Annotated in this window: 10 protein-coding genes and 1 pseudogene; 7 read left to right on the forward strand and 4 right to left on the reverse strand. The window is 63.2% G+C overall.

Annotated elements, in window-relative coordinates; genetic code table 11:
- Nucleotide 1: 1 nt before the first annotated feature.
- Nucleotides 2-964 carry an agmatinase gene (speB, locus tag QM694_RS11390; protein ID WP_415007051.1) on the reverse strand — a complete coding sequence of 321 codons (963 nt, stop codon included), beginning with the start codon at nt 962-964 and terminating at the stop codon, nt 2-4.
- 324 nt (nt 965-1,288) lie between these two features.
- On the opposite strand from speB, the gene QM694_RS11395 reads away from it, so the two are divergent.
- Both QM694_RS11395 and QM694_RS11400 read left to right on the forward strand, forming a co-directional pair.
- Nucleotides 1,289-2,533, forward strand: coding sequence for a VPLPA-CTERM sorting domain-containing protein (locus QM694_RS11395; RefSeq protein WP_415007052.1), 1,245 nt, complete (start codon nt 1,289-1,291; stop codon nt 2,531-2,533).
- Between the two features lie 56 nt (nt 2,534-2,589).
- Complete coding sequence (locus QM694_RS11400; RefSeq protein WP_415007053.1) at nt 2,590-3,084, forward strand: hypothetical protein; 495 nt, start codon at nt 2,590-2,592, stop codon at nt 3,082-3,084.
- Between the two features lie 6 nt (nt 3,085-3,090).
- On the opposite strand, the gene QM694_RS11405 is transcribed toward QM694_RS11400, so the two are convergent.
- Entirely contained in the window at nt 3,091-4,272 is a 1,182-nt protein-coding gene (locus QM694_RS11405; protein WP_415008615.1) for a M24 family metallopeptidase, read from the reverse strand.
- A gap of 69 nt (nt 4,273-4,341) precedes the next feature.
- Here QM694_RS11405 and QM694_RS11410 point away from each other — a divergent pair, with 69 nt between their 5' ends.
- Nucleotides 4,342-5,439 (forward strand): NAD(P)/FAD-dependent oxidoreductase, encoded by a 1,098-nt coding sequence (locus tag QM694_RS11410; RefSeq protein WP_415007054.1) that lies wholly within the window; start codon nt 4,342-4,344, stop codon nt 5,437-5,439.
- Between the two features lie 756 nt (nt 5,440-6,195).
- Here the strand turns inward: QM694_RS11410 and QM694_RS11415 are convergent.
- Entirely contained in the window at nt 6,196-6,999 is an 804-nt protein-coding gene (locus QM694_RS11415; RefSeq protein WP_415007055.1) for a phytanoyl-CoA dioxygenase family protein, read from the reverse strand.
- Between the two features lie 90 nt (nt 7,000-7,089).
- Between QM694_RS11415 and QM694_RS11420 the strand changes: the two genes are divergently transcribed.
- Nucleotides 7,090-8,007: a LysR family transcriptional regulator gene (locus tag QM694_RS11420; RefSeq protein WP_415007056.1), complete on the forward strand. Its 918-nt coding sequence runs from the start codon at nt 7,090-7,092 to the stop codon at nt 8,005-8,007.
- Nucleotides 8,008-8,079: 72 nt separating this feature from the next.
- Here the strand turns inward: QM694_RS11420 and QM694_RS11425 are convergent, their stop codons facing one another.
- The gene (locus tag QM694_RS11425; RefSeq protein WP_415007057.1) at nt 8,080-8,439 is read right to left on the reverse strand and encodes a hypothetical protein; all 360 of its coding nucleotides are present in this window, start codon (nt 8,437-8,439) and stop codon (nt 8,080-8,082) included.
- Between the two features lie 194 nt (nt 8,440-8,633).
- Between QM694_RS11425 and QM694_RS11430 the strand changes: the two genes are divergently transcribed.
- The 3 genes and pseudogenes from QM694_RS11430 (at nt 8,634) to QM694_RS11440 (ending at nt 12,246) form a co-directional block, all read left to right on the forward strand.
- The gene (locus QM694_RS11430) at nt 8,634-10,235 is read left to right on the forward strand and encodes an ABC transporter substrate-binding protein (protein WP_415007058.1); all 1,602 of its coding nucleotides are present in this window, start codon (nt 8,634-8,636) and stop codon (nt 10,233-10,235) included.
- A 104-nt stretch (nt 10,236-10,339) separates the two neighbouring features.
- Nucleotides 10,340-11,354: pseudogene (locus QM694_RS11435) on the forward strand (ABC transporter permease subunit).
- A complete protein-coding gene (locus QM694_RS11440) occupies nt 11,344-12,246 on the forward strand; it encodes an ABC transporter permease subunit (RefSeq protein WP_415007059.1) in 903 nt (300 codons plus the stop codon). The pseudogene QM694_RS11435 and the gene QM694_RS11440 overlap by 11 nt, the downstream one beginning before the upstream one ends.
- The last annotated feature ends 2 nt before the right edge of the window (nt 12,247-12,248 follow it).

Genomic DNA, 12,248 nt, shown 5'->3' on the forward strand with positions numbered 1-12,248 from the left:
GCTATTTCCGTTTCTTCGCGACGTCCTCGGCCATCGAGCAGAGAATTTCAAACATCATGACCACGCCAGCATAAGCCGTCATGCCCGACGGATCGAACGGCGGCGACACCTCAACGACATCGGCCCCCACGATGTTCAGGCCTCGCAGTTCCCGCAGCATCTGTTGCGCCTGGAAGGTCGTGAACCCGCCGATCTCCGGTGTGCCGGTGCCCGGCGCATAGACAGGGTCGAGCATGTCGATGTCGAAGCTCACATAAACCGGGCCATCGCCGACGATCTTGCGCGCCTCCGCCATGATGGCCTTGGGGCCTTTCTCCATCGCCTCCTCGATCCGGACGAGGCGTACGCCCATCTTCTCTCCATATTTGAAATCTTCGAGATCATACATTGATCCGCGCAAACCAATCTGGATGGTACGCTTGGGATCCAGCGCACCCTCTTCGATGGCGCGCTTGAAGGGCGTTCCATGGGTATATTTGAAGCCGCCGAAATAGCCGTCATAGAGGTCGGTGTGGGCATCGAAGTGGATCATGCCAACCGGGCGCTTTTCGCCGACAGCGCGCAGCACCGGCAACGAACAGAGATGGTCACCGCCTGCTGAAAGCGGCCGGATGCCCTTGCCCACCAGAGTCTTGAAATAGGTTTCGACACGCGTGACTCCATCATCCACATTCGCAGGATTGACGGGGCAATCGCCGAGATCGGCCACATTCGCCAGATCATAGGGAACGATGTGCATGGTCTGGTGCATGCGGCGGACCATGGATGATTGATCGCGCATCTGGCGGGGTCCGTGGCGGGGGCCAGGCCGGTTCGTCGTGCCGCCGTCCCATGGGATGCCGACAATTCCGATGTCAACATCCTTGGCCTGTTCCAGCGGCACATGCGGCAGCCGCATGAAGGTCGCGATGCCACCAAAGCGGGGCGTTACAAGTCCGGATACGGGTTGGTTGAAAGGAGCCATGCTGCAACTCGGGCTGATTGTGCGGAACGGCGCACACTCTACATGACCCGGCAAACGCGCCTAACGCCATTTTTGCGGCAGGCATGGCTGACGCTCCAAACGCTCATGGAGAAAGTGTTGACGATTTGTTAAAAATTGGCAATATATCCGAGTGAATTAGTCGGACTATTGAAATCTTCAGTCTTTTGAAGAACTTGAAAAGCGCCCTGCGGTTTTCAAGATACGCTGCCTGAACTTCAGTTCTGGCGGTGAGCCAAGCCCGGGTCGCCTACCCCCTCAGCCACTCCACTTTTCACACAGGGAAAAGCAAGAACGGAGTGCAACATGAATATCCTGCGATGGAGCCTGCTGTCGGGCACAGTGCTGGCATCGGCCGCCTTCACCTCCTCGGCCAGCGCCGCGACGGTGTCCTCGACATTTCTCTTCTCGGATCAGGCCACGAACCAGATCGTGCTGTCCGTCGACCGCAATGGCGACGGTGACATGAACGATGCCGGCGAAACGACATCCTTCTTTGATTCCGGAAATCTGAGCGGCCTGACAGGCGCTTCCGGCAACGTATTTTCTCTTTCCCAATCCAAAACCAACAAGACCATTTTGATTGGCGAGGGCAATACCGACAGCGTCTACCGGCTGAGTGACAACAATGCCGATGGCGATGCCAATGATGCCGATGAAGCGCATGTCTGGTTCTCGGGCAGCGACAATGCCGAAGGCTTCAAGCTGAACACGCCGAACGGCATCGCCGAAGGGCCTGATGGCGCGGTCTATATCGTTGAAGCCGACACTACGGGAAGCCCCACGGGTGACTGGGTCTATCGCACCGTCGATCTCAACGGCGATGGTGACGCCAATGACGAGGGCGAAGCCACCAAATGGCTGTCGCTCACCGGCCTCAACAGCGCCTCCTCGCCGTTTGAAATCCGCTTCGACGGCGACACCGCCTACATTATGGATACGGCAGGCACCACGCCGGATGTGATTTACCGCGCCGTCGACGCCAACGGCGACAATGTGATTGGCGCCGGTGAAGTAACGGCCTTCGCCACCGAAGGGCAGGCTTTTGGCGCCAATTTCGATTTCGCCATGGATACCTACAAGGGCGGGTTGCTGACGTGGCAGTGGCTGGCGTCTTCCGGCGTGTCGGCGGTCTATTCGCTGCACGATCTGAACGGCAACGGCATCATCGATCAGGCGTCGGAGGTCGTCCAGGCATGGAGCACGACGCTGCTCGGCGCGGGTTACACCTTCCTCGCCGGCTTTGGCCTGTCGGTGAACCAGGAGACGGGCGAAGTGCTGATCACCTCCAACGCCTCCGGCGCGAACGGTGATTGGATCATCCGCCTGCTCGATCTCGACGGCGATGGCACCTTCTTCGGCGCCGGCGAATGGAGCTTCGTGCTCGACCGCCTGGATCAGGGCACCTACCCCGACCGCCCGCGCAACGTGTCATTCTATGACGCGCCCGAGGTTTCGCCGGTTCCGGTTCCGGGGGCGCTGCCCCTGCTGGCCTCCGGCCTCGTGGGGCTGGGCGTCCTCGCCCGCCGCCGCAAACAGCGGAACGCCTGAATATAAGGGGCGGCGCGCATTCGCCGCCCCGGCCCATGAATCACCCGGAGAACATCATGGCCTCGGTTCACGCCTCCACTGCCATTGCGGACTATCTCTCCCGCCGCCCTGAAAAGCTGCTGCTGGACGGCATGCGCCAATGGGCGGGCGGCTATGAAACGGGATGTGTCGATTGCTGGGAAAACGCCCACGATGCCTTCACGCGCGAACTGGGCCCGCGCGCGGCGGGAGCGCCGCTGTTCTGCCTCGCCCGCCTGGTGCGGGGCCTCCGCGCCAATGCCCAGCGGCCCTTCCAGACCTATCCCGTCAATTGCCGCCGCATCTGCCGCGATGAATGCTGCCTGATGGCCATGGTGGCGAGCGCACGGGACGGCGACCGGCAATGTTTCTCCACCGCCGCCACGGCGCTGGGGCTGCCGGAGGAAGAGGAAAACCTCTTTGCCTGCGCGGCGGAACTCGGCACCGCGCTCGATGACAATGGTCTGGCGCTTCTCCCCGTTCCCAACCGCGTCCTCTGCGGCATCCTCGGGCTGGCCCGCGACGACGCCTGAGCAAGCCTAAGCCTTAATCACCAGCTTCCTGGGCGTCTGGCACAGGCATTCCGCGCCCTTGTGCGTGATGAGGATGGTTTCCGACAGTTCGAGACCGCCGTCGTCGAGCCAGAGTGCGGGCATGAAATGGAGCGTCATGTTGGGCTCGAGCACCGTCTTGTCGCCGCGCCGGATCGACAGCGTGCGCTCGCCCCAATCGGGCGGATAGGAGAGGCCGATCGAATAGCCGGCGCGTGAATCCTTGGTGAATCCGCGCTTTTGCAGGGTGCCGAAGAAGGCGTCGGCCACCTCACCGCAGGTGGTGCCGGGCGTGCAGGCGGCGAGCCCCGCTTCAGTGGCCTCTGAAACCGCTTTTTCAGCCTCGAGGAACTTCTGCGGCGGCTTGCCGAGATAGACGGTGCGCGACAGCGGCGCGTGATAGCGGCGGTAACAGCCGCCCAATTCGAAGAAGGTGCCTTCATTGCTGTTGAAGGGCCGGTCATCCCAGGTGAGATGCGGGGCCGTGGCGTCGAGGCCAGACGGCGTCATCGGCACGAAGGCGCAATAATCGCCCCAATGGCCGCCCGCTCCCAATACCGCCTGCTTCTGGATTTCGGCGATCAGCACATTCTTGGGGAGGCCCGGCTCCACCAGTTCGATCACCTTCGCATGCATGGCATCGGCGATCTTGGCGGCGCGGCGGATGAACTCCACCTCGTGATCGCTCTTGACGATGCGCTGCCAGTTGACGAGGCCCGTTGCATCGGCGAAGGACGCGTCCTTCAGCCTTGCGCGCAGCGTCTCGTTGGCGGCGGCGGAAAACCAGTAATTGTCCATTTCGACGCCGATCCGCGCCTTGTCCCAGCCGCGCGCCGCGATCTCGGCGCTCAACTGTTCCATCGGGTGCTTGGCCGGGTTCTGAACGTAAGTGTCGTCGTAGCCCACGATATTCTCTGGCTTCATGAACACGGTGCGCTTGGCACCCTGCGCATCCATGCCGCGCCCCCACCATACGGGCTCCCCCTCAAGCCCCAGCATCACCCCTTGATGCACATAGAAGGACCAGCCGTCATAGCCGGTGAGCCAGGCCATGTTGGAGGGATCCGAAACGAGGATCACGTCAAGGTTGCGGGATTGCATGGCGGCGCGCGTTTTAGCGATGCGGCGCTCATATTCGGCGAGGGGGAAGGGCAAATGCGTGTGTGTCATGACGCCCATGAGATTGGCCGATGATGGCCCGCTTGTGCAAGGGGCGGGAGCCTCCTATCAGGAGCCATCATGCAGCAGGACTTCGACATCATCGTCATCGGCGCCGGCATTGCGGGCGCTTCGGTGGCGGCTCACCTCTCCGCAACCCACAAAGTCGTGGTGGCCGAAATGGAATCCCGCCCCGGCTATCACACCACAGGGCGCTCCGCCGCCACCTATGAGCCGAACTATGGCCCGGCCTCGATCCGTGCGCTCACCCGCGCGGCGCGCACGCAGTTCGACGCGCTCAACGCGCTGACCCCGCGCGAGACGATGTTCCTGATGCCCGCCCATCAGCAGAAGGCTTTCGACGACTTGATGAAGGCGCAGCAGGGCATGCGCGAGATTTCGATGGCCGAGGCCAAGGCGAAATTCCCGCTGCTGGTCGAGGGTTACGCGACCCGCGCCGTTCTCGATCCGAGCACCGCCGACATCGACGTCGACCTCGTGCATCAATCCTTCCTGCGCCAGATCAAGACCAACGGCAGCCTTGTCGCCTGCGACCATCAGGTGACGGCCATCGCGCGCGAGGGCAAGCGCTTCCGCGTGACGGCGGGGCCGGACGAGTTCAAGGCCCAGATCATCGTCAACGCGTCGGGCGCCTGGGGCGACCGGGTGGCTGAACTGGCAGGCGCCAGGCCCATCGGCCTGCAGCCCAAGCGGCGCTCCATCGCCGTCATTCCGCCGCCCGCAGGGATCGATGCCGGCGGCTGGCCGATGATCGGCGACATTGGCGAGACCTGGTATTGCAAGCCGCAATCGGGGCGGCTTCTGGTGTCGCCCGCCGATGCGACGCCGGTCGAGCCGCATGACGCCTTCGCCGATGACATGACGCTGGCCGAGGGGATCGAACGCTTCCAGCAGGCGACCGGCATCGAGGTGACGCGCGTCGAGCACACCTGGGGCGGCCTTCGCTCCTTCGCGCCGGACGGCAACCCGGTGGTGGGCTACGACCGGAGCGTCGAGGGCCTGTTCTGGCTGATCGGCCAGGGCGGCTATGGCATCCAGACCTCGCCCGCCCTCTCCCGCCTCGCCGCCGCGCTGGTGCGGAAGGAAGCCCCGCCCGCCGACATCATGGCCGAGGGCCTGGTGCTGGCGGAAATCGCCCCGGAGCGGTTCAAGGGATAGGGTTCCGGGCGCGAAAATTCGCGGCGGAGTGGTGCCAAATTTTTCGCCCACGATGTTTCATGTGAAACATTTCCTAGGCCTGAAAGCACACGGTTTTTGATGCATTTCGGCGTGAAAACGCGTGGCGCGGGGTGGTTTTTGAGTAGGTGCCGGTTGCATTTAAGTTGCCAAAATCACGCGCCCCAAATTGACTCTGTCAATTTCTGACGTCGCCCTCTCCCGCAGGGCGGGAGAGGGCGAGCCCTTGCGAGCGCCGCGCAGCGGCCGGGACGGACCCGTCGCGCAGCGACGGGGAGGTGAGGGGCGGACGCCGGCAGCGAAAGGCCCTCATCTCCCCGCTGCTCCGCAGCGGGTCCCTTCTTCCCCCGCTTCGCAGGGGAAGACATTCGGGATGATCGTTTCTTTCTTTTCACTCCCCCCGCCCCAACCCGGTCCTCCCCGCAATGCGGAGAGGGAGAAGGATCGGACACCCCTTTCACCTGTCACACCGGCGAAAGCCGGTGCCCAGCCTTGAGCAGCGGCGTGCCGGTTGAAAGTCTGGGTCCCGGCATCCGCCGGGATGACAGACGGATGGCGTCCTCGCCACGCGGCAGCGGGGAGAGGAAAGGGGCCCATCGCAACGCGATGGGATAGGAGAGGGGCGAACGGATGTTCTCACAAAGAGACCGGGTGCCCCTCTTCTCCCCCATCGCTTGCGCGATGGGTCCCCTTCTTCCCCCCGCTCGCGCGGAGGGAAGACATGTAAGTAAGATTTATTTACCCCGCCAGAAGCGGGAATTCCGGCGCGTCCATCACGGAGCCGTGGGGGAGGGTTACACCGCGGAAGGGGGGCGAGGTGTTGATGCCTTCGCGCCGCGCGTAGCGCACATTGTCGCCCATCAGGCGCAGCGAGAAGGCGCGGCGCTGTTCGGTCGCTGACTTGTTGGCGGGCGCGCCGTGCAGCGTGAGGTAGTTGAAGGCCACCGCATCGCCCGGCTCCAGCGCCCAGCCGAGGATGTTGAAGGCGCTGCGGTTGCCGTTGATGTCGGGCACGGGCTCCAGGCCATCATTCTCGTTGAGGGCCTGCTTGTTGAACCGCTCGGGACGGTAATATTTGCCTGACGTGTGCGAGCCGCCCACGAATTCCAGCGTACGCTCGCGCGGCACCGCATCAAGCGGAATCCATAAGGACACGGTTTCATTGCCATCGACGCAATAATAGGGCTGGTCCTGATGCCAGGGGGTGGGAACGTCCGCGCCCGGCTCCTTCACCAGCACATGCTCGTGGAAGAGGCGCACGGTCTTCGTCCCCATGAGCTGCTGGCCGATCGCCGCAGCATCGGAGTTGAAGATGAAATCCCTGTATTCGGGGATGCGGTCCCAGTTGCAATAGTCGCCCACGAACCGGCCGGCGCCATCCTTGCCCTGATAGATTTTGACGTCCGCCGAAGGCTCCGCGAGGTTGCGCGCCACGCCGGCCCGCAACGTCTCGATCCACGGCTTGAAATAGCCGCGCAGCACGCAAGCGCCATCGCGGCGGAAGGCTTCAATGGTTTCGGCAGGCAGGATGGGTGCGCTCATGGGATGTCCTCCGGTGTATGGGCGCATCTTGCCATCCCCGGTGCATCACGTAAAATAATAATGATGGATGCCGGTCATCAGAAAATCGGATTGCCGCCGCTGTCCCTGCGCCAGCTTCACTATGGGCTGGCGGCAGCGGAGGCAGGCAACGTGACGGCGGCGGCGCGGCGGCTGAACGTCTCGCAGCCGGCGATTTCCGCCGCCATCGCGGCGCTGGAAAGCCATTACGGCACGCCGCTGTTCACCCGCCAGCATGGGCAGGGCGTGGGGCTGACGGGCTTTGGCCGCGCGCTGTTTCCGGAAATCCGCAATTTGCTGAAGGAGGCGGCGGGCATCTCTGGCTTTGGCAAGGCGGAGCGCCCGGTGGCGGGCGAGGTGACGCTGGCCATCTACGAGGCGCTGGCCCCCTATTATTTGCCAGCCCTGCTCACGCGGCTGGAGAAGGACCTGCCATCTCTGCGCATTACCTATCGCGAGGATACGCTGGACGGCATGCTGGCGGGGCTGAAGGACGGCAGCGCCGACCTTGCCATCACTTATGATGTGGGGCTGGACACTGGGTTTGCGGCGGCAACGCTCTATGAGTTGCAGCCCTTCATCCTCATGCACCCGCGCCATGCGCTGGCCCGCGCCAGGGCGGTGCGGCTGAAGGAGTTGAAAAGCCAATGCCTGGTGCTGCTCGACCAGCCGGCGTCGGCCAATTATGTGCTGGGCCTGCTGCATGGCCATGGCGTGGAGCCGCAGCGCATCCTCAGGGCCGGAAGTTTTGAATTGCAGCGGAGCTTCGTGGCCAATGGCATGGGCGTGGCGCTGTCGCACACCAGGCCCCGCATCGATGCCGCCTATGACGGCAAGCGGCTGATGGTGAAGCCCATCGCCGATGCCCTGCCGCCGCAACGCGTGGTGCTGGCCTCAGCGAAACGCCACCGCGCCACGCGGGCCGCGGAGGCGGCGGCTGAGGCGATTGAAAGACACTTCACGCTGCTGCCAAGGCCCGAGGCGGCGTGAGGGGTTAAAACGTCAAACATCCCGTCGTTCCCGCCTGCGCGGGAGTGACGTGTTGAGAATTAAGCGTCCGCTTCAATGCAGCGTGACGTGGTTGGGGATGATCACCTTCACGCTGCCGGGCTTCATCAGATGGACCGGCTGTTTGATGGCTGCGCCTGACACGCTGATGACTTTCGGGCGGTCGCCCTTGGGCTGCGTGACGATGTCGGTGATGCCGACGCAGCCACTGCGCCCGCAGTTGAAGCAGGCGTGCTTGCTGCAGCCCACGATGGCGCCGTCTTGGGTCAGGTGATAGTCGCAGCCCGGCGTGTTGTCGCAGGCCTTGAGCACGGCGGCGGTGGGGGCGTTCTGATTGTTGACTTTTGCCTCGGCAGCGGAACAGGCGGCGGCCAGAAGTCCGGCTGACAGGGCGAGCTTGGCGATGATGTTCATGGTGGCGTTCTCCTCTCCAGATGTTTCCGTTGTGATGCCACCTTTGCGCCCAGAGCCTGAACTGCAGCGGAATTTCCCGTTCACCGGGCATTCATGGGCGGGTTTCGCGCAAATTTTGATCATCCGGAAAAAGTGTGCTTAGCTTGATCCAACGCCCCGGCGGGGCGTCCAAAAAATGTCAGGGAGACTCAAAAATGAAATTCCGAAAACTTCTCGGCGCCGCATTGCTGGCCTCGACGGTGCTGGCGGCGGGAGCGGCCAATGCCAAGACGCTGGTCTATTGCTCCGAAGGCTCGCCCGAGAACTTCACCCCCGCCATCAACACCACCGGCACCAGCTTCGACGCGGCGCGCCCGGTGTTCAACAAGCTCGTCGAATTCACCCCCGGCACCACCCAGGTGCAGCCCGGCCTCGCCGAAAGCTATGACGTGACCGACGGCGGCAAGACGCTGACCTTCCATCTGCGCAAGGGCGTCAAGTTCCATTCCGGCGTGAACGGCTTCACCCCCACCCGCGATTTCAACGCCGATGACGTGCTGTGGTCTTTCGAGCGCCAGGGCAAGGCCGATCATCCCTATGCCAAGGTTTCGGGCGGTGCCTATGATTATTACAACGACATGGGCATGCCGGACCTGATCGACTCCCTCACCAAGACCGACGACTACACGGTGGTGATGAAGCTCAAGGTTCCGAACTCGCCGATGCTCGCCAACCTTGCCATGGATTTCGCCTCGATCGAATCGGCCGAATATGCCGATTACCTGATGAAGAAGGGCACGCCCGAACAGTTTGACCAGGTGCCGGTGGGCACCGGCCCCTTCGTGTTCGTGGACTATCAGAAGGACGCGGTGATCCGCTTCAAGGCCAATCCCGATTACTGGGGCCCCAAGCCCAAGGTGGATGACCTCGTATTCGCCATCACCCCCGACGCGACCGCCCGCTATGCGAAGCTCAAGGCCAATGAATGCCAGGTGATGATCGCCCCGAACCCGGCCGACCTCGCCGAGATGAAGACCAACCCCGACATCAACCTGCTCTCGCAGGCGGGCCTCAACATCGGCTATCTCGCCTTCAACAACGAGAAGCCGCCCTTCGACAAGCTGGAAGTGCGCCAGGCCATCGCCATGGCGATCGACCGCGATGCCATCCTGAAGGAAGTCTATCAGGGAGCCGGCCAGAAGGCCAAGAACCCCATCCCGCCGGTCATGTGGTCTTACGACGACTCGGTGAAGGATGTGGAATACAATCCCGAGAAGGCCAAGGAGATGCTGAAGGCGGCGGGCATTACTTCGCTCGACACCGATCTCTGGTGGATGCCGGTGCAGCGCCCCTATAACCCCAACGCCAAGCGCATGGGCGAAATGGTGCAGGCCGACCTCGAGAAGGTGGGCATCCACGCCAAGCTCGTGTCCTACGAGTGGGGCGAGTACAGGAAGCGCATGCAGGCGGGCGAGCACCAGATGGGCTTCCTCGGCTGGACCGGCGACAATGGCGATCCCGACAACTTCTTCGCCATCCTCTTCGGCTGCAACAAGGAGGGCAAGCCCAACTCCAACAACATTCCGAAGTGGTGCAACGCCAAGTTCCAGGAAGATATCGCCAAGGCGGCGGAAAGCGCCGACACGGCCGAGCGCACCAAGCTCTACATGGATGCGCAGCAGATCATCGCCGCCGAGCAGCCGCAGCTCAACATCGCCCATTCGACGGTGTTCGAGCCGATCCGCAAGGAAGTGACGGGATACAAGGTGAGCCCGCTCGGCTCGCACGAGTTCCAGAACGTCGACGTGGCGGAATGATTGCCTGACAAGGCATGAACGGACGGGGACCGGTGGATGCCGGTCCCCGCTTCTATTTGAGACCCGCTTTTGACCTCTCCCCAGCCTGCCGCTAAGGATTGGCGATGCTCCGTTTCTTCCTCAAGCGTCTGGCGCTGACCCTGCCGACGATCTTTGCCCTGATGTTCGTGACCTTCATGCTCATCCGCCTCGTGCCGGGTGATCCCATCGAAGTGCGCATGGGCGAGCGCGGCATCAGCCCCGAGCGGCTGGCGGAACTGCGCCACCAGATGGGCCTCGACCAGCCGATATGGAAACAGTTCGCCGATTATGTGTGGGGCCTGCTGCACGGCGATTTCGGCGTGTCGATCAGCACCAAGGCGCCGGTGCTGCATGAGTTCTTCACGCTGTTTCCGGCGACGCTCGAGCTTTCGATCTGCGCCATGATCTTCGCGGTGGTATTCGGCATTCCCGCCGGTGTTGTCGCGGCGGCGAAGCGCGGCAGCTTTTACGACCAGGCGCTGATGGGGCTGGCGCTCACCGGCTATTCCATGCCGATCTTCTGGTGGGGCCTGATGCTGATCCTGCTGATGTCCAACACCCTGCATCTCACCCCTGTCTCGGGCCGCATCGATCTCGTGAAATATTATTATCCGAGCGTCACCGGCTTCATGCTGATCGACTCGCTGCTGTCGAGCCAGAAGGGCGCGTTCCTCGATGCCGTGCGGCACCTGATCCTGCCCACCATCGTGCTGGGCACCGTGCCGCTCGCCGTGGTGGCGCGCATGACGCGCTCGGCGATGCTGGAGGTGCTGGAAGAAGATTATGTGCGCACGGCAAAAGCAAAGGGCCTGCCGTGGCGGCGCATCGTCGGCGTCCACGCGCTCCGCAATGCGCTGATCCCGGTGGTGACAGTGATCGGCCTGCAGGTGGGCGGATTGCTGGCGGGCGCGGTGCTGACCGAAAACATCTTCTCCTGGCCAGGCGTTGGCAAATGGCTGGTCGATTTCGATCAGCCGCCGCGATTACCCGGCACTGCAGGGCGGCATCATGCTGATCTCGGTGCTGGTGATCCTCGTCAATCTGGTGATCGACCTCCTCTATGGCCTCATCAATCCGAGGATCCGCCATGGCCACTGATGCAACGGCGGTGACCGCCGTTCCCGCACCCCCGGGGCCGTTCCGCGCCTTCTGGCTGGCCTTCCGCGAAAACCGCGGCGCGGTGATCGGCCTCGCCGTGGTGGCGATCATCGTGTTCTTCGCGATCTTCGCCGGGGTCTTCGCGCCGCATGATCCCTTCGAGCAATACAAGGGCTTCACCAAGCTGCCGCCCATCTGGCTGAACGGCGCTGACCCGCGCTTCCTCCTCGGCACCGACGCAGTGGGCCGCGATACGCTGAGCAGGCTCATGTATGGCGGCCGCGTGTCGCTGTTCATCGGCCTCGCCGTCATGGCGGTGTCGATGGTGTTCGGCATCGCATTGGGCCTCGCTGCCGCATGGTTCGGCGGCCTCGTGGATGTGGTGATCATCCGCGTGATGGATTTGATCATGGCGATCCCCTCGCTGGTGCTGGCCATCCTCATCATCGCGGTGATCGGCCCCAACCTCACCAACACCATCGTCGCCGTCACCATCGTCGGCCTGCCGCGCTATGTGCGCCTCGTGCGCGCCTCGGCGATGACCGAACTGACCAAGGATTATGTGACGGCGGCAAAAGTCGCAGGGGTTGGCCGCTGGCGCTTGATGACCTCGACCGTGCTGCCCAATTGCCTGGCCCCGCTCATCGTGCAGGCCGCGCTCGGCGTTTCCGACGCCATCCTCGAAGCAGCGGGGCTGGGCTTTTTGGGCTTGGGTGCTCAGCCGCCGACGCCCGAATGGGGCTCCATGCTGGCCGACAGCCGCGATCTCATGTCGTCAAATCCCTGGGTGGTGGCGCTGCCCGGCATCGCCATCCTCATCACCGTCCTCGCCATCAACCTGATGGGCGACGGCCTCCGCGACGCGCTCGATCCCCGCCTGAGGAGAAGCTGACA

This window comes from Aestuariivirga sp. (assembly GCF_047602625.1).
In the GTDB taxonomy this organism is placed as follows: domain Bacteria; phylum Pseudomonadota; class Alphaproteobacteria; order Rhizobiales; family Aestuariivirgaceae; genus Aestuariivirga.

Coding starts and splice junctions, on each gene's coding strand:
- speB (WP_415007051.1), bottom strand. CDS start 964: ATGGCTCCTTTCAACCAACCCGTATCCGGACTTGTAACGCCCCGCTTT.
- QM694_RS11395 (WP_415007052.1), top strand. CDS start 1,289: ATGAATATCCTGCGATGGAGCCTGCTGTCGGGCACAGTGCTGGCATCG.
- QM694_RS11400 (WP_415007053.1), top strand. CDS start 2,590: ATGGCCTCGGTTCACGCCTCCACTGCCATTGCGGACTATCTCTCCCGC.
- QM694_RS11405 (WP_415008615.1), bottom strand. CDS start 4,272: ATGACACACACGCATTTGCCCTTCCCCCTCGCCGAATATGAGCGCCGC.
- QM694_RS11410 (WP_415007054.1), top strand. CDS start 4,342: ATGCAGCAGGACTTCGACATCATCGTCATCGGCGCCGGCATTGCGGGC.
- QM694_RS11415 (WP_415007055.1), bottom strand. CDS start 6,999: ATGAGCGCACCCATCCTGCCTGCCGAAACCATTGAAGCCTTCCGCCGC.
- QM694_RS11425 (WP_415007057.1), bottom strand. CDS start 8,439: ATGAACATCATCGCCAAGCTCGCCCTGTCAGCCGGACTTCTGGCCGCC.
- QM694_RS11430 (WP_415007058.1), top strand. CDS start 8,634: ATGAAATTCCGAAAACTTCTCGGCGCCGCATTGCTGGCCTCGACGGTG.
- QM694_RS11440 (WP_415007059.1), top strand. CDS start 11,344: ATGGCCACTGATGCAACGGCGGTGACCGCCGTTCCCGCACCCCCGGGG.